Below are 19923 nucleotides of genomic sequence, written 5' to 3' on the forward strand. Positions count from 1 at the left end.
CGCGTGGCAGCGCGTGAACCGTGGTACGGGCGGCGGCACATGCGCACATGCGTACGCGCCCCGCCGCGCTCCCCGTGCGCGGGTTCGATGCGGCCGCCTCCTTGACCACTTCGCTTAACGCGCAGGCCACGTAGGCCTTACGCTCCTGCCTGTCTTGATCTGAACCCACCGCACACGTGAAGGCGGAACGCCGAACATGGACAGCGCAGAATACGAGCGCAAGATCGCCGCCCGATTCGCCACCTTCGACCAGGACGGGTCCGGCTATATCGACCGGGAGGACTTCAGCGCGGCCGCGAAGGCCGTCCTGGCCGAATTCGGTACCACCGCCCGGTCGGACAAGGGCCAGGCCGTGTTCGCCGGCGCCGAGGCGTTCTGGCAGGGGATGGCCGGGATCGCGGATGTCGACGGGGACCAGCGGGTGTCCCGCGAGGAGTTCATCACCGGGGCGGCGAAGCGGCTGCGGGACAGCCCTCAGCGGTTCGCGGAGATCGCGCGGCCGTTCCTGCGGGCCGTGATCGCGGTGGCCGACGGAGAGGGCGGCGGCGCGGCCCCCGCGGCCGCGGCGCGGGTCCTGCGGGTCCTCGGCACACCGCCGGAACTGGCCACGCAGGTGGCGGCGGCCCTCGACGCCGACGGCGACGGCCGCATCTCGGAGGAAGAGATCCTGACGGCCTTCGCGGGCTACTGCGGGGTGGAGGCGCCGGACGCCTGACGGCGGGTTGCGCGGAGCCGCGGCCGGGGCCGGGGCCGGTGCCGGGGGTGTGCCCCCGGAACCGGCCGAGTCGGCCCGCCCCGGGCTAGGCGAAGACCACCGTGCGGCTGCCGTTCAGCAGGACGCGGTGCTCGCTGTGCCACTTCACCGCGCGCGCCAGCGCCTGGCACTCCACGTCGCGCCCGATCGCCACCAGCTGGTCGGGGGTCACCTCGTGGCCGACCCGCTCGACCTCCTGCTCGATGATCGGCCCCTCGTCCAGGTCCGCCGTCACGTAGTGCGCGGTCGCGCCGATCAGCTTCACACCGCGCGCGTGCGCCTGGTGGTACGGCTTCGCGCCCTTGAAGCTCGGCAGGAACGAGTGGTGGATGTTGATGATCCGCCCGCTCAGCTCCTTGCACAGGGTGTCGGACAGCACCTGCATGTACCGCGCGAGCACGACCAGCTCGACGTTCTCGGCGCGCACGAGCTTCAGCAGCTCCGCCTCCGCCGCCTCCTTCGTGTCCTTCGTCACCGGGATGTGCACGAACGGGATGTCGTACGAGCCCACCAGCTCAGCGAAGTCGGTGTGGTTGGAGACCACGGCCGCGATCTCGACGGGCAGGGCGCCGATCGACGTGCGGAACAGCAGGTCGTTCAGGCAGTGGCCGAACTTCGACACCATCAGCACGATCCGCATGCGCTCGTCGGAGCGGTGGATCTGCCAGTCCATCCGGAAGGATTCGCCGATCGCGGCGAAGCTCGCGCGCAGCTTCTCCACCGTCACCGTCGGCTCGGCCTCGAAGTGCACCCGCATGAAGAAGAGTCCGGTCTCCCGGTCTCCGAACTGCTGGCTGTCCACGATGTTGCAGCCGGTCATGAAGAGGTAACTCGACACGGCGTGCACGATGCCCTGCTTGTCAGGGCAGGACACGGTAAGGACGTACTGGGGCTGCGGCTGTGCCTCGGGCTGCGGGTCGCTCATGACCGCATAGCCTTTCACACCGCGCGGGTGAGGATCCTCAGCACTTCCAGCGACGTGGGCCGGACGTCCGGATCGTCCCCGTCTGCCACCGCCAGCCGTACGTGCGCCTCGCGCGCGGCACGGACCGCCTCGGGCCAGGCGTGGTGCTCCAGGTAGACGGAAACGGGTGCGTCGGGCCCGACCTGGTGCAGGATGCGGAGCACCCGCAGCACGGCCAGGTCGACCAGGGCCGCCTCCTGGGAGTCGCGGAAGATCGTGCCGACGTACTTCTCGGCGGACCAGCTGTCGAGCCAGGTGTCCTCGACGAGCCGGTACACGGCGTCGGTGACGTCCCCGTACCCTTCGGCGCCGGCCAGCCAGGTGTCCTCGTGGAAGGCGGGGTCGGAGAGCATGTGCAGCGCCGAGCGCACGTTGCTGCGCCAGCGCCACCACGGCATGTCGTTCAGGGGCATGCCGCCCATGGTGGAGGAGCGGCCACCGCGTCGGGAAGGGTTCTTCGAACCTTGGGCGAATGTCACGCACTCGATCGTACGTTCCCGCTCTCCGGGATCTTGAGGCGCGTGTGAACAAACGGAATATGAACTTCCCCCCGGTAATTCACCTGGGCGTCACCCAACGTTGTGTCCAGCTCACTCTCCAGTTCCCCGCGGAGCGGAATGGTGCGTGGACATGACCGATCTGCGACGTGCAGCAGCCCTCTCCCGCACTTTCCTGGCCACGGCGATGGGTGCGTGTCTCGTCGCCGGGTGCGGGGCGCTCCCCGGAGGCACGGGGGGTTCCGGGGACACCCTCACCGTCATGACGTTCGCACCCGAGGACACCAAGGCGACCAACATGCCCGGAATGCCCGGCATGGCCAAGGCGTACGAGCGCTGGGTCAATGCCAAGGGCGGCATCAACGGGCGCAAACTCCGCGTACTGACCTGCAACGAGAAGAACACCCCCACCGGCGCCGCCGACTGCGCCCGCAAGGCGGTCAAGGAGAAGGCCATCGCCGTGGTCGGCTCCTACAGCCAGCACGGACGCGCCTTCATGGCCCCGCTGGAGGCCGAGGGCATCCCGTTCATCGGGGGGTACGGGGTCACGTCCGAGGAGTTCCAGTCGACCCTCTCCTACCCCGTCAACGGCGGCCAGCCCGTGCTCCTCGCCGGCGCCGGCCACCAGCTGGCCCGCGCGTGCACCCAGGTCGCCCTGGTCCGCCCCGACACCCTCGCGGGCGACTCGATGCCGGTCCTGCTGAACGCCGGGCTCAAGGCCAACAAGCTGGGCGACGCCTCCGACATCCGGGCCGCCGAGGACTCCGCCGACTTCTCCCCGCAGGCCCGTGAAGCCCTCTCCAACACCACCTCCTCCGCCGCTGCCGCCAACGCCAGGGATTCCAAGGACTCGAAGGACTCCAAGGAGAAGGGCAAGGGCTGCGTGACGGCGGTGCTCGGCGAGCAGCGCACCGAGACGTTCTTCGACGCCTTCCGCCGGGCCGCCGACACGCAGAACCGCAAGCCGCAGATCTCCTCGGTCCTGGGCAGCGTCAGCCAGTCCCTGGTGGACCGCACCGGCGGCAAGGAGAGCCCCTTCGAGGGCGCGTTCCTGACCAGTTGGTACCCGGTGGCCAACGACCCGCTCTGGCAGCCGATGCGCAAGGTGATCGCCGACTACGCGTTCGGCGACGACACCGTCGACCCCGACGACACCGGCGCGCAGACCACCTGGATCGCGTACACCGTGCTGAGCGAAATCGTGAAGCGCTTCAAGGAGGACGAGGGCATCACCGCCCGCAAGGTCGGGCACATGCTCAACCAGTCTCAGGCGATCAAGACCGGCGGACTCACCCCGGACCTGAGCTGGCGCTACCAGGACATGCGCGCCGTCGCCGGCTTCCCCCGCATCGTCAACGGCCGGGTCACCTTCCAGATCGTCCAGTCCGGCCGGCTCGTCGCCCAGGAGGGCGAGGCTTCGCAGGACATGACGTCGACGCTGGAACAGGCTCCCCGGGCGGCCTGAGCCCCGGCGGGCCCGTCGGCCCCCTCCCCCGGGAGGGGGCCGGTCTCAGAGCTGCGACTTGTCGCGCTTGGTGAGTCCGTACTTGGCCGCGATGTTGTTCCAGAGCACCGCGGCCGATTCCTTGGCCCTCGTCGCCTCGCCGCTCGCCTTGTTGCCGGCGACGGCGTTCTCGGAGTTCTTGGACTTGCCGTCCTTGCACTTGTCGTCGTCCACGTCGTCCGCCCAGGCCGCGTAGCTGTTGTCGGCGTCCGCGGAGGACCGCCAGGCCTTGGTGAGGGCGGCGGTCAGCTTCGCGTTCTCCGGGAGCTGGTCCACCTTGAGCTCCTGGAGGCGGGTGACGAGCTCCTCGCGCTGACGGGCCGCGTCGCGCAGGTCGGCGGCCGCCTGGTCGAGGTTCTTGCAGCCCTTGATGTCGTCCACGGCCTTGATCACCGAGGCCCGGCTGTCGTTGCTGTCCGCGAGGAGCTTGTCCAGCTGGACGGCTTGCGTGCGGCCCGGGTCCACGGGGGCCTCGCCGGCGGGCGCCGCCGTGGCACCGCTCGCGCTGGGCGCGGCGGGCGCCGCGGCCGGGCCGCTGTTCTGCGGCTTGCCGTCGCCGAGCAGCGATCCGACGCCGAGTCCGACGACGACCAGCCCGATGACCACCGCCGCGATGATCGCGGGAGAGATCTTGCGGGCCGGCTCCGGCAGCGGGGGCGGCGCGTACTGCGGCTGCTGGAGCTGCTGCGGCTGCGGAGATACGGGGTCCTGCCCGCGCGGCGGGTAGGGGCGCGGCGGCGGCCGGCGCAGCACCGGCTCCTGGATCGGCGGCAGGTGCTGGGTGTGCCCGGCGGAGTCGTCGCCGCGGAACAACCCGCCGAACGGCTCCGGCCCGCCCGCGGCGGGAACCGGCGGGATGTACTGGGTCGCCGCCTCATCGTGCGCCGGGGCGGCCGGAACGGGCGCGATGTACTGCGTCGCCGCCTCGTGATGTGCCGGGGCCGCCGGCACCGGCGCGATGTACTGCGTCGCCGCCTCGTCGTGCGCCGGCGCGGCCGGAACGGGCGCGATGTACTGCGTCGCCGCCTCGTGATGTGCCGCGGCGGCCGGGGCCGCCGGCACCGGCGCGATGTACTGGGTGGCCGCCTCGGGCAGCGGCGGGTAGCCGTAGCCGTGCGGAGCCCCCGGCCCCTCGTACCCGGGCCCCAGAACGTGCCCGGCCGCCGCCTGCTGCTGCCCGGGGTACTCCGGGTAGCCGGACGCCGGGTCCGGACCCCACGGGGCACCCGGCTGGGGGGCGCTCCCCTGTCCGTTCTCCGTCACCGGGTCTCCTTCTCCGACTTGCCCGAACCTACGGAACCGTCGGCTCACGCTACCGTCCCCGTGGTTGATGGCCAATGTCGGCCGAATCACCGGCGCCCGGCCCGGACCGGGGCCGCCCCGACCCGCTAGGCGACCCGCGCGTCCAGCCGCGCCCCGAACTCCCGCACCGCCGCCTCCTCCCGGTACGGCTCCAGCCGCGCCCTGAAGTCGTCCAGGTACTCCGTACCCCGGTTCGAGCGGAGCCCCTCCAGCAGGTCCGCCGCCTTCGTGGCCGTCTGGCAGGCCTGCTCCACCTCCCGCTGCTGCACCTGCGCCGCCGCCAGCAGCAGCAGCCCGATGGCCCGGCGGCGCGCCTTGCCCTCGGGGAGACCTCGCAGGGCCTCCTCCGCCCGCCGGGCCGCCGCCTCCGCCTGGCCCAGGTCCCGGTGGCAGTGGGCCAGCTCGTCCGCGAGGTACGCCTGGCCGAAGTGGCGGATCCACACCGGGTCGTCGCCCGACTCCGGCTCCGCCCGCTCCAGCGCGCTGACGGCCCGCGACGACAGCACCGCCGTCGCCCGGGTGTCCCCGAGCAGCGCGTGCCCGCGCGCTTCGGCCGCGTAGAACATGGCCTCCACCCGCGGGGTGACCTGCCCCCGCGTCCCCTCCTGGGCGGCCCGCGCCAGCTGCGCGATCTCCCGCGGGTTGCCGAGCTCCGCCGCGAGGTGGCTCATCGACGCCGCGAGCACGTACCCGCCGTACGCCCGGTCGCCGGCCGCCTGTGCCAGCCGCAGGGCCTGGATGTAGTAGCGCTGGGCCAGGCCCGGCTGGCCCGTGTCCACCGCCATGTAGCCCGCGAGTTCCGTCAGCCGGGCCACGGCCGCGAACAGCGCGCGCCCGACGGGCTCCCGGTACGAGCCGCCGATCAGTCCGGACACCACCGAGTTGAGGTAGTGCACGACCACGGGCCGGACGTGCCCGCTGCCGAAGCGGTGGTCGAGTTCGGTGAGGGCCTCGGTGGTGGCCCGTACGGCCTCGACGTCGGACATGCCGACCCGCGAACCGACGCTGCGGGCGACCTGCGTGTCGGCGCCGGTGATCAGCCAGTCGCGGCTCGGCTCGACGAGCGCGGAGGCCGCCACGCTGGAGCCCGCCAGGAAGTCGCGCCGGCCCACGTCGCTGCGCCACAGCTCGCAGACCTGCTCGATGGCGCCGACGACGGTCGGGGAGAACTGCAGGCCGACGCCGGAGGCCAGGTTCTTGCCGTTGGCCATGCCGATCTCGTCGATGGTGACGGCCCGGCCGAGTTTGCGCCCGATCGCCTCGGCGATGATCCCCGGGGCCCGGCCGCGCGGCTGCTGGCCGCGCAGCCAGCGGGCCACGGACGTCTTGTCGTAACGGAGGTCGAGACCGTGTTCCGAGCCGCACATGTTGACGCGCCGGGCGAGCCCGGCATTGGAGCACCCGGCTTCCTGGATGAGCGCCTGCAGCCGTTCGTTCGGCTGGCGGGCGACGAGAGGCCTGGCTGCCATGAAAACCCCCTGAGGCCGCGGGTGATCGTTGGAATGATCACTTCCCGCCTGATGTGCGGAGAATCTTCCGCTCTGCGTCTTGTCGCTACCCAGCGACCGCGCCCCGTCCTCCCACGCGCCCCCGCCCGTGCATCAGTGCGCCCCGTATGCAGGATCGATGCTCCGCCCACCGGCCGGTTTACGCCCGTAACCCCGGGTGAGCCGGATAGTTGGTATGGGCGTGGAAGAGACCATCACAGTCACGGAGACCGCACCCATCCCCAAGCAGCGCGGCGAGCAGTTGCTGGACCATGCCGTGCGGTACGCGGAAGAACGGCACTGGGACGTCTTCGCCGGCACCTGGCTGGAGGCGGGCGACGGGCGTGAGTTGTGCTCCTGCGGGGCGGAGGACTGCGTGGCGCCCGGCGCCCACCCGGCGGTGACGGACTGGGCGGCGCTGGCGACCGGCAGCGCGGTGCAGGTCCGGCGGATCTGGGCGAAGCACCCGAAGGCCTCGATCCTCATGCCGACGGGCCGGACGTTCGACGCGCTGGACGTGCCGGACACCGCCGGGTTCCTGGCGCTGGCGCGGCTGGAGCGGATGCAGCGCACGCTCGGACCGGTCGCGCTCACGCCCGACCACCGGATGCTGTTCTTCGTCCTGCCCGGCGCCGGGGCCAAGATGACGGACCTGGTGCGCAAGCTGGGCTGGACGCCGTCGGCGATCGACCTCGCCGCCCGGGGCGAGGGCGAGTACGTGGCCGCCCCGCCCACCCGCTTCGGCGGCCGGGGCTCGGTCCAGTGGGCGCGGCGGCCCACGCCGGCGAACCGGTGGCTGCCGGACACCGAGGAGCTGATCGACGCGCTGGCGTACGCGTGCGGGAGCGAGGCCGCGGCCGAGCGCAAGCGGCGTCAGGGCTGACCCCGCGGGCAGGGACATTACTGACCGGAAACTGATGACATAAGTAACTGCTCGGGCCTCTTCCCCTCCTCCTATGGTGAGGAAAGAACGACCAACGGGGACGTGTGACGAGAGGCAGGCGCATGCCGGACCAGGGTGATGCGACGAGCGGGACGTACGGGACGGGTGGCGCGCGATCCGCGCCGTCCGCCGTGCGGGTGGAAGGTCTGTGGAAGCGCTTCGGCGAGCAGGTGGCCGTCGCCGGGATCGACCTGGAGCTGCCCGCGGGCAAGTTCATCGGTCTGGTCGGCCCGAACGGCGCGGGCAAGACGACGACGCTGTCGATGGTGACCGGGCTGCTGCGCCCGGACATGGGGCGGGTGCTGGTCGCCGGGCACGACGTGTGGGCGGACCCGGTCGAGGTGAAGGCGCGGATCGGCGTGCTGCCGGAGGGGCTGCGGCTCTTCGAGCGGCTGTCGGGGCGGGAACTGCTCGGCTACATGGGCCGCTTGCGCGGGCTGTCGGGCGAGGAGACGGACAAGCGGGCGACGCAGCTGCTGGACGTCCTGGACCTCGCGGGCTCGCAGCACAAGCTGGTCGTGGACTACTCGACGGGCATGCGCAAGAAGATCGGCCTGGCGGCCGCGCTGCTGCACAACCCCGAAGTGCTCTTCCTGGACGAGCCGTTCGAGGGCGTGGACCCGGTGTCGGCGCAGACCATCCGCGGAGTGCTGGAACGTTACACCGCGTCCGGTGCCACGGTCGTCTTCTCCTCCCACGTGATGGAGCTCGTCGAGTCGCTGTGCGACTGGGTGGCCGTCATGGCCGCCGGGCGGATCCGCGCCGCGGGCCCGCTGGCCGACGTACGGGGCTCCGCGCCCTCCCTGCAGGCCGCCTTCCTCGAACTGGTCGGCGCACACGGGCGCGACGCGGCCGGGGACTCGCTGGACTGGCTGGGCGGCGGCTCCGGTACGGCGGCCGCCCGATGACCGCGACCGGCGCTCTCGCCACGCCCTCCGCACCCGCCGCCCCGGCCACCGCCGCCGGGTCCGTCCCGGTGACCGCCGTCTTCGTCCGGCTGAAGCTGTCGCTGCTGCGCAACGGGCTCAAGGGCTCCTCCAAGCGCAAGGCCGCCTGGATCGGCTCCCTGGTCCTCGCGATCGTCGTCGGTTTCTTCGTCACGCTCGGCCTGGCCATGCTGCACGGCAACGCCCACGCGGGCACGGTCGTCGTACTGCTGGCCGCGATCATGGCGCTCTCGTGGACCGTCATGCCGCTGTTCTTCCCCGGCGGGGACGAGACGCTCGACCCGAGCCGGCTGGTGATGCTGCCGCTGCGCCCGCGTCCCCTCGTACGGGCCCTCCTGGCCTCCTCGCTGATCGGCATCGGACCGCTGTTCACGCTGTGCCTGGCGGTCGGCTCGGTACTGGCCGTCGCGCGGGGCGGCGCGGGCATCGCGGCCGCGGTGGTGGCCGTACCGCTGCTGCTGCTGGGCTGCGTGACCCTCGCCCGCGCGGTGGCCACGGCCAACGTGCGGCTGCTGACCAGCCGCAAGGGGCGCGACCTGGCGCTGCTCAGCGGTCTGCTGATCGCGGTGGGCGCGCAGCTGGCCAACTTCGCCAGCCAGCGCCTGTTCCAGTCGGGCGGACTGGCCCAGCTGGAGCCCGCCGAGGCGGTGGTGCGGTGGCTGCCGCCGGTGACCGCGGTCGGCATGGTGGACTCGGCGAGCGAGGGCGCGTACGGGGTCGCCGCGGCCCAGCTGGCGCTCACCGTCGGCGCGCTGGTCCTGCTGCTCTGGTTCTGGGAGCGCAGCCTGACCAAGCTGATGGTCACACCGGACGGCTCGACGATCACGGCCGCCAAGCCGGAGAAGGACCGCGGCACGGGCGGCTTCTGGTCGCTGCTGCCGGCGGGCCGGACGGGCGCGGCCATGCAGCGGACCCTGCGCTACACGGTCCGCGACCCGAAGACGAAGTCGGCCTTCGTGACGGCGCTGGCGATCGGTCTGATCGTCCCGGTCTTCAACGCGCTGCAGGGCACGGGATCCATCTACCTGGTCTGCTTCGGCTCCGGAATGCTCGGCGTCCAGATGTACAACCAGTTCGGGCAGGACACCTCGGCGTTCTGGATGGTCGCGCAGACCATCTCCACCCGGCGCGACGCGTACGTGGAGCTGCGCGCCCGCGCCGCCGCGCTGGCCCTGGTCACCGTCCCGTACACGGTCTTCGTCACGGTGGTCACGGCCGCCCTGGTCGGCAACTGGTCCGGCTTCCCCGCGGCCTTGGGCCTGGCCCTGGCGCTGCTGGGCGGGATGCTCTGCACGGGGGCGATCGCCTCGGGCCGCTTCCCGTACTCCATCCCGTCGGAAGGCGCCTTCAAGAACGCCGCCCCGGGGCAGGGCGGCCTGGCCTGGATGAGCGTCTTCGGCGGCATGCTGGCGTCGGCGCTGATCTGCGCCCCGGTGATCGCCCTGACGATCTGGCTCAACGTGGCGGACCACCAGGACATCTCCTGGCTGCTGCTCCCGCTGGGCGCGGCCTGGGGCGCGCTGGCGACCTGGTCGGGCCTGCGCCTGTCGGCGCCGACGGTGGCACGGAGGCTGCCGGAGATCCTGGCCGCGGTGAGCAAGGGCTGACGCCGGCCCGACGGGGGTCACGGAGGGGACCGCGGTCAGGTTCGAGTGGAGGATCACGCCCCACTCGCCCCTGGCCGCGTGTAGCGTGGCGATCTTCGGGCGGCGTAGGCCCCCGGAGTCGTGAAGGTGAACGCCCATGACTGTTGGCGAACCGCCCGTCGTCTGGAGCCTGTCCCCCGCCGATGTCCGGGCGGGGTGGCGTGCGCTGTGGTGGAGCGCGGGGACCGACGGCGAGCTCGCCGTGATGCTGGTCCAGGAGCGCTACCTGAGCCGCGAGAAGTACCCGAGGGGCTGGATCGGCTGGCGCGTCCGGCGTCCGTTCGACGCGGAGCTGGTCGTCGTCTCGGGTCGGGGAGAGCGGCGTACACCGGTCCTCGGCATAGACATATGGCCCAGTCACCTGGCCCTCCTCCCGGAGTCCCGGTTTCTCGTCGTGTCAGGCCGTACGCACCGCGACGGGGAGGGCGCCTGGCGGAACAACGCCTTCGTGTACTCCCCCGAGGGGCGGCCGGAGGGCGCCTTCTGCGTCGGTGACGACATCCCGGCCCTGGTCACCGACCGCCGTGGGGGCATCTGGACCGCCTACGGCGATGAGGGCATCTACGGGGAGCACCCGGAGACCGCTGCCGGTCTGGCGGGCTGGAGCATCGACGGCGCGGCCACGTGGGCTCCGCGGGGACGGCTTCCCGTCTGGCCCCTGGAGGGCTGCACGGCCGCCACGGAAGGCGAGTCGGTCTGGCTGGTCTGGTACGGCCACGAGGGCACCTTCCTGAGCCGGATCACCCCCGCCACCGGCGAAGTCACGAGCTACCGCAGCCCGGTGAGGGACCCGGACGGGTTCGCCGTGCGCGGCAACCGTGCGGTCCTCACCAGCCGCGAGCACTACGAGCCCACCGTTACGGTGACCCGCGTCGAGTTGGCCGACGGCGGGTGCGTGGTCACCGGCGAGGAGCGGGTGGGCGTCCCCGGCCGGGTGGTCCTGCGGTGCGGCCAGGGACGTGACGGCACGCTGTGGCTGCGCGCCGGTGACAGCTGGGTGCGCATCGAGGCCTGAGCGGCCGCCGCACGGCTCAGATCTGAGCTGCCTTGATGCCGTCGAGGAAGGGTTCCAGGGCGGCGCGCCAGGCCGTCGGCTGGTCGTAGTGGAGGTAGTGGCCCGCGTCCGGGATTTCCGCGTACTGGCCGGCCGGGAGGACGCGGACCATTTCCTGGGCTTCGGCCCGGCCCAGTTCACCGTCCAGGCCGCGGACCACGAGGGCGGGGCAGCTGACTTGGGCCAGTTCCTCCCAGTGGGCGTCGTGGACCCAGGTCTCGCGGGCCGTCAGCATCTGGCGGCGGGAGAAGAGCGGGCGCCAGCCGTCCGCGGCCTCGTGCATGACCTCGGCGAAGAAGGCGCCTCGGCCGGGGTCGGGGCGCTCCACCCGGGGGTCGTCCTCGCCGAACCAGCGGCGGGCCGCGTCCTGGGTGGGGAAGGGCAGGGGCCAGCGGTGGAACCAGTCCTCCCACTCCTGCTGCGAGGCTTCGCCGAGGGCCGAGGCGCGCATGTCGCAGATGACCAGGGCTTCGACCAGGTCCGGGCGGCGGGCGGCGAGCTGCCAGGCGGTCAGGGCGCCCATGGAGTGGCCGATCAGCGTCACGGGGGCGAGGCCGAGCTGCTCGATGACGGCTTCGGCGTCGGCCACGAAGGCTTCCCGCGTGTACGGGCCGCCCGACGGGCGGTCGCTCTGGCCGTGGCCGCGCTGGTCGAGGGCGATGACGCGGCGGTGCTCGCCGAGCCAGCGCGCGGTACCGGCCCAGTGGAAGGCGCGGCCCATGAGCCCGTGGAGTAACAGCACCGCCGGGCGGGAGCCGGCCTCACCCGACGGCGGTTCGGCCGCCGCCGCCGGATGCGACTGCGGTTCGCGGAACTCCCAGGCGGCCAGGCGTACGCCGTCGGACCCTGTCACATCGATGCGCTGTACCACCGCAGATGCACCCCCTTCGCTCCCGGCCAGACTATCGAACCCGCATTCGAAAACAGGCTTCTCGCCGACAACACCGCTCTTTCGAGTGACCTTGCTCAAGGATTGACCGCCACTGCCGAGGGAGATCCTTTCAACAGGGAGGCGGGCCGCTCGGGGAAGACGGTCCGAAGGGGACGACCTTGAGAGCTCGGGGCTCCAGGTCACAAGGGGAGGACCGGTCCCGGCGCCGCGAGGCGCCGGGACCGCCCACACCAGGGCCGACCCGTACGGGCGGGATCCCCTACGACGTCAACGCTTCGCCACGAACACGTGAGAGGCCACATCCGCCTCCAGCTCGGCGGCTTCGCCGCCGCTGCCCACCAGCACACCACCCGGGGACGCGGTCACGCTCACCACCGAGCCGGGCTGCACGCCCGCCCGCCGCAGCGTGTACATCAGCTGGGCGTCCGTCTGGATCGGCTCCCCGATCCGGCGCACGACCACGGTCTTGCCGTCGGTGCCCGCGTCCAGCTCGGCCAGGCTGATCATGCCGTCCGCCAGGAACGGGTCCGCCTCGGCCTTCTCCCCCAGCTCCTCCAGGCCCGGGATCGGGTTCCCGTACGGCGACTCGGTCGGGTGGCGCAGCAGCTCCAGCACCCGCCGCTCCACCGCCTCGCTCATCACGTGCTCCCAGCGGCAGGCCTCGGCGTGCACCTGCTCCCACTCCAGGCCGATGACGTCGACGAGGAGGCATTCGGCGAGCCGGTGCTTGCGCATGACGCGCGTCGCCAGCCTCCGCCCCTCCTCCGTCAGCTCCAGGTGCCGGTCGCTGGCGACGGCCACCAGGCCGTCCCGCTCCATGCGCGCCACCGTCTGGCTCACCGTCGGTCCGCTCTGGTCGAGCCGCTCGGCGATACGGGCGCGCATGGGGACCACACCTTCCTCTTCCAGCTCAAGGATGGTGCGGAGATACATCTCCGTGGTGTCGATCAGTCCGGACATTCGTGCCCCTCGGATAGCGTGCGCTGGCCCTGTCCCCAATTCTGACGCATCAGGCCGACAACCGTCCCGTGCCGAGCGTCAAGCCCTGTCCCGGACATCTCCGCGTCGCCTTTCGTTCGGGATTGACGTTCGTATTGACAGGCCCTTGGTCCAGACCGCACGGTGAGCGGCGGACACGGACTCATCCCACCCCCGGAAGGCCATCGGCGTATGAGCGAGAGCAAGCTGGCCGGTCAGTTCTTCGACGCCGCCATCGGCCTGCTGGAGCGGGTCCGCGACGAGGAGGGCGTGCGGATCGCCGAGGCCGGCTCCCTCGTCGCCGACGCCGTCGCCGCCGGGAACCGGCTCTTCGCCTTCGGCGCCGGCCACTCCTCGCTCCCCGCCCAGGACGTCGTCTACCGGGCCGGCGGACTGGCCCTGATGAACTTCCTCGCCGTACCGGGCACGGCCGGCATCGACGTCATGCCGGCGACGCTGGGCAGCGCCCTGGAACGGGTCGACGGTCTCGCCGGCGCCGTCCTGGACAGCAGCCCCGCCTCCGACGGCGACGTCCTCGTGATCATCTCCCTCTCGGGGCGCAACGCCCTGCCGGTCGAGATGGCCATGAACGCCCGCGCCATCGGTCTCAATGTGATCGGCGTGACCTCGGTGGCGTACGCGACCGGGACCAAGTCACGGCACGTCTCGGGCACCTTCCTCAAGGACCACTGTGACGTCGTCCTCGACAGCAAGATCGCGGTCGGCGACGCCGAGCTGACCCTCGACGGCATCGAGGCGCCCTTCGCCCCCGCCTCCACCGTCGTGACCAGCGCGATCATGCAGGCGGTCATGGCGGCGGCCGCCGGCGAGCTCGCCGCCCGCGGCGTGGAGCCGCCGCTGCTGCGTTCGGGCAACGTCGACGGCGGCCACGAGTGGAACGGCCGCGTCATGCAGGAGTACGGCGACCGGATCTTCTTCCGCCACTAGGGCCATCAGCTGCCGGCGGTGGCGCGGGGCCGCGCGGCGAGGGCGGACCACCACACGGAGGCGAGCAGCAGCACGCCCGGGGCGATCCCGGCGACGGCCGCCACGGCCGAGGTTCCCGCGCCGGCCGCGCCGAGGAGCAGTCCGGCGGCGCCGCAGGCCGCCATCGCGGCCCCGAGCAGGCGCAGCGAGGCCTGCTGCCACGCGGCCGCGAGGCCGAAGAAGTGCAGTCCGACGACGAGCGCGATCCACCCCACCGTCAGCTGCGGGGCGTGGAGTACCCATTTCAGAACGACGATCCCGGCCAGCGCGGCGATCGCCTCGGCGGCCACCACCAGCCAGTAGCGCCGCCCGAAGGCCCTGCCGGCGGCGCTGTCGGCACCGGTGCGGTCCGCCGGGGGCCGTGGCGTGAGGAACAGGCCGACGAAGGCGGCCACGGCGAGCAGTCGCAGCGGGACGGCGAGCGGCGGCACGGCGCCGGCGTTCACCCCGATGAAGGCGAGGCCGAACGCGCCGCCGATGATCAAGCCCGTACGCCCCCGTGTCATGGCGCCCAGTGTGCCGGAATTCGATCATGGATTCCAAGCCCGGGGGCCGCCCCTGGCAAGGATCCGAGAGTCAGGCCCCGGCGGCTAAGGGATGTTCTGGGCCGCGAGGTCCAGGTCGGCCGCGATCCGGGCCGCGATCTCCTCCGCGTACGCCGCGTCCGCGCGCTCGAAGGCGGCCCGCGACGGCCCGCGCAGGAAGGTCAGCGCGCCCAGCGTCCGCCCCCGGCTGCGCAGCACCGTGCACAGCGCGTGCGCCGCGCCCTCCGGCCACTGGCGGGTCCGCGCCCACCGCGGGTCCGCCTCCCCGCGCGGGGCGCTACTGCGCACCGAGCCGATCCGGTCGAGCGCCTGCAGCGCCGGATGCCCGGCCTCGTACCGCACGGGGATCGACCCGGGCCCCGGCAGCGCGGGCGGCGCGACCGCGGACCGCACGAGCCTGCGCCGCTCGGGGCCGGCCGACAGGTCCAGTACGTCGAGCAGCCCGTGCTCGGCGAAGCCGGCGAGGGCGAAGTCCAGGCGCACGGCCGCGGCCTCGGCCGGATCCTCGCACTCGGCGGCGGCCCGCCCCGCGCGGTGCAGCTGGTGGGACCGGAAGCGCAGCTGCGCGGTGTCCAGCTGGGCCTGCCGGGCCTCGGTGACGTCCTGGAACAGCCAGCCGACCCCGAGCGGCACCGGCTCCTCCGCCAGCGGCGAGGCCAGCCGCAGGAATCCGCACCGCAGGCAGCGCCGCCGTACACCCTCCGCGGTGCGCACCGACACCCACAGCTCCACCGGCGCGGGCGGCGCCCCCTCCGCGAGCACGTGCTGGAGGGCGCCCTCCAGCTCCTCCACGCCCTGGACGAGCAGTTCCCCGAGCGGGCGGCCGAGCAGGGCGGTGCGCCCGGTCCCGAGGACGCGCGCGGCGTGCGCGTTGACCACGGCGGGCCGCAGGTCGACGTCCACGAGGACGACGCCCCACGCGGCGTCCTCCAGCAGGGCCTCGCTCAGCGCGATGGACCGTTCCAGGTCGATCTGCGCGTGCACCTCGCTGAAGGCGCAGTACACCCCGGCGGGTTTCCCGTCCGCGCCCGGCACCCCGGCCGACTGGGTGCGTACGAGGACGCGCCCGCCGTCCTTGGTCAGCAGCGCGAACTCGTGCACCTGCCGGCCGGGCACGTCCTGGGCGGCCATGAGTCTGTCCTGCACGTCCTGCGCGTCGGCGGCGCGCACCGCCCATCCCTCGAAGCCCTTGCGCCCCACGGCCTCGGCGGCGGACCAGCCCAGGATCCGCTCGGCCTCGCGGTTCCAGTGGGTGATCACGCCGTCGGCGTCGAACGCGCACAAGGCGGCGTCCATCCCGTCCAGCAGCGCTGCGAGCAGATCGTCGTCGGTCTCGTTACGTCCGAAAGCACTCACCCGGCACCCCCCGCAGGTGTTCGCGTGTGCGGCACGTCAGATCATTGAACTGGAACGTGACGCAGCCCACACCGCTTTCCACGGATTGGGTACACGAAATAAACGGTTGTGGCCCCGGGGACACCTGCCTAGGCTCTGACCTACACGAGAAGGGAGGTGGTTCCCGCAATGTACGGAAACCGGACGCGTGAGGTGGCTGCGGGCTAAGCGCCCGTCGTCGCACGCACCCAGTGCGGTGCCCGGCGGAACGCCTGGCGCCAATCCACAGCAGTCACCCGACCCGCGGGCTCGCCGGTACGTCCGGCCGGCTTCTCCCACTGCAGGGGAGAGACCCGAGCCCGCGGGTCGTCTGCTTTTGCGGGCTACGGGGCTACGGGCAGAGACGCTCGACGCGCCACTCCTCGGACTCCGCGCCCTCCCGGACGTACCGCAGGCGGTCATGGAGGCGGTTCTCGTGGCCCTGCCAGAACTCCACCTCGTGGGGGGTGACCCGGATGCCGCCCCACTGCGGCGGGACCGGGACCTGCTCGCCCTCCGGGTAGCGGGCGGCGAGCTCGGCGTAGCGGCGGTCCAGCTCCGCGCGGGAGCCGATCACCGTGGACTGCTCGCTGGCCCAGGCCCCCAGCTGCGAGCCGTGCGGGCGGGAGCGGAAGTACGCCGCCGTCTCGTCGCGGCCGATACGGGCGGCCGTGCCGGTGACGACGACCTGGCGGGCGATGGGGTGCCAGGGGAACAGCAGGGCGACGTGCGGGTTCTCTGCGAGCTCGCGGCCCTTGCGGGATCCGTAGTTGGTGAAGAAGACGAAACCCCGCTCGTCGAACTGCTTGAGCAGCACCGTACGGGAGCTGGGGCGGCCGTCGGCGGTCGCCGTCGAGACGATCATCGCGTTCGCTTCGAAGACGTGCGCGTCGGCGGCCTGCTGGAACCACCGGGCGAACTGCCGCAGCGGATCCTCGGCGAGGCTCTCCTCCTCGACGATCTGCGAGCGGTACTGCTTGCGCATGGTGGCGGGGTCAAGGTCCTGGTCGGTCACCCGGGCCATCCTGCCGCAGCCAGACCATCGACGGTGTGCCGTATGTCACGCTTCCGCAGTTCATCCGGAACGGACAAAATCTTGGGGCCGGTCCGAAGGTCCCCGCACGGATGACCATCGGCCGTGCCGGGCATCAACGGGGATGACCGCGCCGGACCGCGAATCACGCCGGGAGCCGCGCGTGTTCGCACTATCTGAGGAGCCGCCTGATGTCCGACTTCGTACCCGGGCTCGAAGGGGTCGTCGCGTTCGAGACGGAGATCGCCGAACCGGACAAGGAAGGCGGTGCGCTCCGCTACCGCGGAGTAGACATCGAGGACCTCGTCGGTCACGTCTCCTTCGGGAACGTCTGGGGTCTGCTGGTCGACGGTGCTTTCAACCCCGGCCTGCCCGCCGCCGAGCCCTTCCCCATCCCGGTCCACTCCGGCGACATCCGCGTCGACGTACAGTCCGCGCTCGCCATGCTCGCCCCCGTGTGGGGTCTGAAACCGCTCCTGGACATCGACGAGCGCACCGCGCGCGACGATCTCGCGCGGGCGGCCGTCATGGCGCTCTCGTACGTCGCCCAGTCCGCCCGCGGCCAGGGCCTGCCGATGGTGCCGCAGCGGGAGATCGACAAGGCCGAGTCCGTCGTCGAGCGGTTCATGATCCGCTGGCGGGGCGAGCCGGACCCCAAGCACGTCAAGGCCGTCGACGCGTACTGGACCTCGGCCGCCGAGCACGGCATGAACGCCTCCACGTTCACCGCGCGGGTGATCGCTTCGACCGGTGCGGACGTGGCGGCCGCGCTGTCCGGCGCCGTCGGCGCGATGTCCGGGCCGCTGCACGGCGGGGCGCCGTCCCGCGTCCTCGGCATGATCGAGGAGATCGAGCGCACCGGCGACGCCGTGGCGTACGTGAAGAAGGCCCTGGACAAGGGCGAGCGGCTGATGGGCTTCGGGCACCGCGTCTACCGGGCCGAGGACCCGCGTGCGCGCGTGCTGCGGCGTACCGCGAAGGAGCTGGACGCGCCGCGCTACGAGGTGGCCGCCGCGCTGGAGAAGGCCGCGCTGGAGGAGCTGCACGCGCGCCGTCCCGACCGGGTGCTGGCCACCAATGTGGAGTTCTGGGCGGCGATCATGCTGGACTTCGCGGAGGTGCCGGCGCACATGTTCACCTCGATGTTCAGCTGCGCCCGTACCGCCGGCTGGTCGGCGCACATCCTGGAGCAGAAGCGCACGGGCCGCCTGGTGCGTCCGTCGGCCCGCTACATCGGGCCGGGGCGGCGCGACCCCCGCGACATCGTGGGCTACGCGGACATCGCCGAGACGGCCTGATCGCCTCTCGCACGCCAGGGCGTCGCATCCCGGTTCGTCCGGGGTGCGACGCCCTTCGCGTTCTCGTACTCGCGTTCAGCCCAGGGCCGCGTCCAGGATGCGGGCCCACTGGGCGACCACGCGTGCGCGCCGGGCCGTGTCGTCGGTGAGGACATTGGCCAGGCCGAGGCCGCGGGCCATGTCGAGGAGGCCCTGCACGGTCTCGCGTACGCCCGGAACGGACTCGTCGGCGCCCAGCAGTTCGACGGCGATCCGGTGGGTCTCGCGGCCGACGCGGGCCTCCAGTTCGGTGACCCGGGGGCGCAGCTGCTCCTCGTTGGAGGCGGCCACCCACAGCTGGAGCGCGGCCCGGAAGAGAGTGCCCGTGTACAGGTCCACGAGCGCCTCCACCACGGAGGCGCGGGCGGCGGGACCGGCGTGGAAGAGCTCGCGCAGGGCCGTGGACCGCTCCTCGGCGACGTACTCGACGGCCGCGGTGAAGAGGTCCTCGCGGGTCGGGAAGTGGTGCTGGGCCGCGCCGCGCGAGACGCCGGCGCGTTCGGCGACGACGGAGACGGTGGAGCCGGCCCAGCCGTGTTCGGCCAGGCAGGAGACGGCGGCCTCCAGGAGGTGCCGGCGGGTGACGCGGCTGCGGGCCTGCTTCGGCCCGTGCGTGGAGCCCTGCTTCGGGCTGGTCACAGCGACCACGACGGGTCCCGGCGCTCGAAGCGGGCGGTGATTCCCTCGCGGGCCTCGGCGGAGGCGAAGAGTTCCGCGGACAGCTCCGTCAGGCGGGCGCCGTCGCGCTCCAGGGCCTCGCGTACGGAGGCGGCGGTCAGCGCCTTGGTGGCGGCCAGGCCCTGCGGGGAGGCCTTGCGCAGGCCGGCGAGGACGGGCTCCAGGGCCTCGTCGACGTCGTCGGCGTGCAGGGTCAGCAGGCCGATCCGGGTGGCTTCGGCGGCGTCGAAGCGCTCGGCGGTGAGGAAGTAGCGGGCGGCGGCGCGCGGGTCGAGGCGCGGGAGCAGCGGCATGGAGATCACGGCGGGCGCGAGGCCGAGGTGGGTCTCGGTGAAGGCGTACGAGGACTGCGGTCCGGCGGCGGCGATGTCGCAGACGCCGAGCAGCCCGAGGCCGCCGGCCCGGACGTGGCCGGTGACGCGGGCGACGACCGGCTTGGGCAGTTCGGCGATCTCCCGGAGCAGGGCCACGAAGTCGGCCGGGGCGGACGGGGACTTGAGGTCGGCGCCCGCGCAGAAGGTGGTGCCGGTGTGGGTGAGGACGAGGGCGCGGACCGCCGGGTCCGCGGCGGCGGTGGCGAGGGCGGCGCGGAGGTCTGCGACGAGGGCTTCGGACAGCGCGTTGCGGTTGGCCGGGGAGTCCAGGGTGAGCGTGGCTACGCCGGTCGCTTGCGCGGCGTGCACGAGTGGGGGCATGTCTCCTCCGGAGCGGGGTGTGCGGAACGGGGCGGGGTCTCCCGGGGGAGGGTATGCGGCCTTGGCAAGGTTGGTCCCTGCCGGGGGCTTGGCGGGGTGGGGCTCGGCTGCGCCGGTCCCCCCCCCGGGGTTTGGCCCGGCTGCGCGGGGCCGTGGCCGGGGCCGGGGTGGGGTGTCGGCCGGGACTGCATGATGTATGGCGCCCCAGGCCTTGCTTCGGGCCTGACGGGCCTGGCACGCGCCACAAATCACGTTTTACGTCCCGGCCGACACCCCACCCCGTCCCCGTCCAAGCCGTCGGGCCCG

Annotated in this window: 19 protein-coding genes; 8 read left to right on the forward strand and 11 right to left on the reverse strand. The window is 72.6% G+C overall.

Translation table 11 applies throughout. From position 1 onward, the window contains the following. The first annotated feature begins 196 nt into the window (after positions 1–196). Positions 197–715 (forward strand): EF-hand domain-containing protein, encoded by a 519-nt coding sequence (locus OG429_RS17540; protein WP_328926259.1) that lies wholly within the window; start codon positions 197–199, stop codon positions 713–715. Positions 716–800: 85 nt separating this feature from the next. Here OG429_RS17540 and purU read toward each other — a convergent pair whose 3' ends face one another. Together purU and OG429_RS17550 are read right to left on the reverse strand one after the other, a co-directional pair. Then, positions 801–1679, reverse strand: a complete 879-nt coding sequence (gene purU / locus OG429_RS17545) for a formyltetrahydrofolate deformylase (protein WP_328926260.1) — start codon at positions 1677–1679, stop codon at positions 801–803. A 14-nt stretch (positions 1680–1693) separates the two neighbouring features. Then, entirely contained in the window at positions 1694–2140 is a 447-nt protein-coding gene (locus OG429_RS17550; RefSeq protein WP_328930318.1) for an SCO4402 family protein, read from the reverse strand. A gap of 208 nt (positions 2141–2348) precedes the next feature. Between OG429_RS17550 and OG429_RS17555 the strand changes: the two genes are divergently transcribed. Next, positions 2349–3680, forward strand: coding sequence for an ABC transporter substrate-binding protein (locus OG429_RS17555; protein WP_328926261.1), 1332 nt, complete (start codon positions 2349–2351; stop codon positions 3678–3680). A gap of 45 nt (positions 3681–3725) precedes the next feature. On the opposite strand, the gene OG429_RS17560 is transcribed toward OG429_RS17555, so the two are convergent. Both OG429_RS17560 and OG429_RS17565 read right to left on the reverse strand, forming a co-directional pair. Beyond that, on the reverse strand, positions 3726–4982 hold the full coding sequence (locus tag OG429_RS17560; protein ID WP_328926262.1) for a hypothetical protein: 1257 nt from the start codon (positions 4980–4982) through the stop codon (positions 3726–3728). A 125-nt stretch (positions 4983–5107) separates the two neighbouring features. Beyond that, positions 5108–6490: a transcriptional regulator gene (locus OG429_RS17565; RefSeq protein ID WP_328926263.1), complete on the reverse strand. Its 1383-nt coding sequence runs from the start codon at positions 6488–6490 to the stop codon at positions 5108–5110. A gap of 214 nt (positions 6491–6704) precedes the next feature. On the opposite strand from OG429_RS17565, the gene OG429_RS17570 reads away from it, so the two are divergent. The 4 genes from OG429_RS17570 to OG429_RS17585 all read left to right on the forward strand — a co-directional run bounded on the left by OG429_RS17570 (position 6705) and on the right by OG429_RS17585 (position 11059). Then, complete coding sequence (locus tag OG429_RS17570) at positions 6705–7391, forward strand: bifunctional DNA primase/polymerase (RefSeq protein ID WP_328926264.1); 687 nt, start codon at positions 6705–6707, stop codon at positions 7389–7391. 122 nt (positions 7392–7513) lie between these two features. Continuing rightward, entirely contained in the window at positions 7514–8359 is an 846-nt protein-coding gene (locus OG429_RS17575) for an ABC transporter ATP-binding protein (protein ID WP_328926265.1), read from the forward strand. Next, complete coding sequence (locus OG429_RS17580; protein ID WP_328926266.1) at positions 8356–10005, forward strand: transporter; 1650 nt, start codon at positions 8356–8358, stop codon at positions 10003–10005. The genes OG429_RS17575 and OG429_RS17580 overlap by 4 nt, the downstream gene beginning before the upstream one ends. Positions 10006–10141: 136 nt before the next feature. Further along, a complete protein-coding gene (locus OG429_RS17585; protein WP_328926267.1) occupies positions 10142–11059 on the forward strand; it encodes a hypothetical protein in 918 nt (305 codons plus the stop codon). Positions 11060–11075: 16 nt separating this feature from the next. On the opposite strand, the gene OG429_RS17590 is transcribed toward OG429_RS17585, so the two are convergent. Further along, positions 11076–11969 (reverse strand): alpha/beta fold hydrolase, encoded by an 894-nt coding sequence (locus OG429_RS17590; protein ID WP_328926268.1) that lies wholly within the window; start codon positions 11967–11969, stop codon positions 11076–11078. 288 nt (positions 11970–12257) lie between these two features. Continuing rightward, on the reverse strand, positions 12258–12950 hold the full coding sequence (locus OG429_RS17595; protein WP_328926269.1) for a metal-dependent transcriptional regulator: 693 nt from the start codon (positions 12948–12950) through the stop codon (positions 12258–12260). A 210-nt stretch (positions 12951–13160) separates the two neighbouring features. Here OG429_RS17595 and OG429_RS17600 point away from each other — a divergent pair, with 210 nt between their 5' ends. After that, positions 13161–13916 carry an SIS domain-containing protein gene (locus OG429_RS17600; RefSeq protein ID WP_328926270.1) on the forward strand — a complete coding sequence of 252 codons (756 nt, stop codon included), beginning with the start codon at positions 13161–13163 and terminating at the stop codon, positions 13914–13916. A gap of 5 nt (positions 13917–13921) precedes the next feature. Here OG429_RS17600 and OG429_RS17605 read toward each other — a convergent pair whose 3' ends face one another. From OG429_RS17605 to pdxH, 3 genes are all read right to left on the reverse strand, one after another. After that, positions 13922–14461 (reverse strand): hypothetical protein, encoded by a 540-nt coding sequence (locus OG429_RS17605; RefSeq protein WP_328926271.1) that lies wholly within the window; start codon positions 14459–14461, stop codon positions 13922–13924. Positions 14462–14545: 84 nt separating this feature from the next. Beyond that, positions 14546–15856, reverse strand: a complete 1311-nt coding sequence (locus tag OG429_RS17610) for a PAS domain-containing protein (RefSeq protein WP_328926272.1) — start codon at positions 15854–15856, stop codon at positions 14546–14548. A 370-nt stretch (positions 15857–16226) separates the two neighbouring features. Then, the gene (gene pdxH / locus OG429_RS17615) at positions 16227–16898 is read right to left on the reverse strand and encodes a pyridoxamine 5'-phosphate oxidase (protein WP_328926273.1); all 672 of its coding nucleotides are present in this window, start codon (positions 16896–16898) and stop codon (positions 16227–16229) included. 200 nt (positions 16899–17098) lie between these two features. Here pdxH and OG429_RS17620 point away from each other — a divergent pair, with 200 nt between their 5' ends. After that, on the forward strand, positions 17099–18205 hold the full coding sequence (locus OG429_RS17620; protein ID WP_328926274.1) for a citrate synthase 2: 1107 nt from the start codon (positions 17099–17101) through the stop codon (positions 18203–18205). Positions 18206–18280: 75 nt separating this feature from the next. On the opposite strand, the gene OG429_RS17625 is transcribed toward OG429_RS17620, so the two are convergent. Then, the gene (locus tag OG429_RS17625) at positions 18281–18892 is read right to left on the reverse strand and encodes a TetR/AcrR family transcriptional regulator (protein WP_328926275.1); all 612 of its coding nucleotides are present in this window, start codon (positions 18890–18892) and stop codon (positions 18281–18283) included. Continuing rightward, entirely contained in the window at positions 18880–19617 is a 738-nt protein-coding gene (locus OG429_RS17630) for an enoyl-CoA hydratase family protein (RefSeq protein ID WP_328926276.1), read from the reverse strand. Before OG429_RS17630 ends, OG429_RS17625 begins: the two co-directional genes overlap by 13 nt. Positions 19618–19923: the final 306 nt, after the last annotated feature.

This window comes from Streptomyces sp. NBC_00190 (genome assembly GCF_036203305.1).
GTDB lineage: Bacteria > Actinomycetota > Actinomycetes > Streptomycetales > Streptomycetaceae > Streptomyces.

Excerpts from the sequence above, each read along its gene's own strand:
- OG429_RS17540 (WP_328926259.1), top strand. The coding sequence starts at position 197 with ATGGACAGCGCAGAATACGAGCGCAAGATCGCCGCCCGATTCGCCACC.
- purU (WP_328926260.1), bottom strand. The coding sequence starts at position 1,679 with ATGAGCGACCCGCAGCCCGAGGCACAGCCGCAGCCCCAGTACGTCCTT.
- OG429_RS17550 (WP_328930318.1), bottom strand. The coding sequence starts at position 2,140 with ATGGGCGGCATGCCCCTGAACGACATGCCGTGGTGGCGCTGGCGCAGC.
- OG429_RS17555 (WP_328926261.1), top strand. The coding sequence starts at position 2,349 with ATGACCGATCTGCGACGTGCAGCAGCCCTCTCCCGCACTTTCCTGGCC.
- OG429_RS17565 (WP_328926263.1), bottom strand. The coding sequence starts at position 6,490 with ATGGCAGCCAGGCCTCTCGTCGCCCGCCAGCCGAACGAACGGCTGCAG.
- OG429_RS17570 (WP_328926264.1), top strand. The coding sequence starts at position 6,705 with ATGGGCGTGGAAGAGACCATCACAGTCACGGAGACCGCACCCATCCCC.
- OG429_RS17575 (WP_328926265.1), top strand. The coding sequence starts at position 7,514 with ATGCCGGACCAGGGTGATGCGACGAGCGGGACGTACGGGACGGGTGGC.
- OG429_RS17580 (WP_328926266.1), top strand. The coding sequence starts at position 8,356 with ATGACCGCGACCGGCGCTCTCGCCACGCCCTCCGCACCCGCCGCCCCG.
- OG429_RS17585 (WP_328926267.1), top strand. The coding sequence starts at position 10,142 with ATGACTGTTGGCGAACCGCCCGTCGTCTGGAGCCTGTCCCCCGCCGAT.
- OG429_RS17595 (WP_328926269.1), bottom strand. The coding sequence starts at position 12,950 with ATGTCCGGACTGATCGACACCACGGAGATGTATCTCCGCACCATCCTT.
- OG429_RS17600 (WP_328926270.1), top strand. The coding sequence starts at position 13,161 with ATGAGCGAGAGCAAGCTGGCCGGTCAGTTCTTCGACGCCGCCATCGGC.
- OG429_RS17605 (WP_328926271.1), bottom strand. The coding sequence starts at position 14,461 with ATGACACGGGGGCGTACGGGCTTGATCATCGGCGGCGCGTTCGGCCTC.
- pdxH (WP_328926273.1), bottom strand. The coding sequence starts at position 16,898 with ATGGCCCGGGTGACCGACCAGGACCTTGACCCCGCCACCATGCGCAAG.
- OG429_RS17620 (WP_328926274.1), top strand. The coding sequence starts at position 17,099 with ATGTCCGACTTCGTACCCGGGCTCGAAGGGGTCGTCGCGTTCGAGACG.
- OG429_RS17630 (WP_328926276.1), bottom strand. The coding sequence starts at position 19,617 with ATGCCCCCACTCGTGCACGCCGCGCAAGCGACCGGCGTAGCCACGCTC.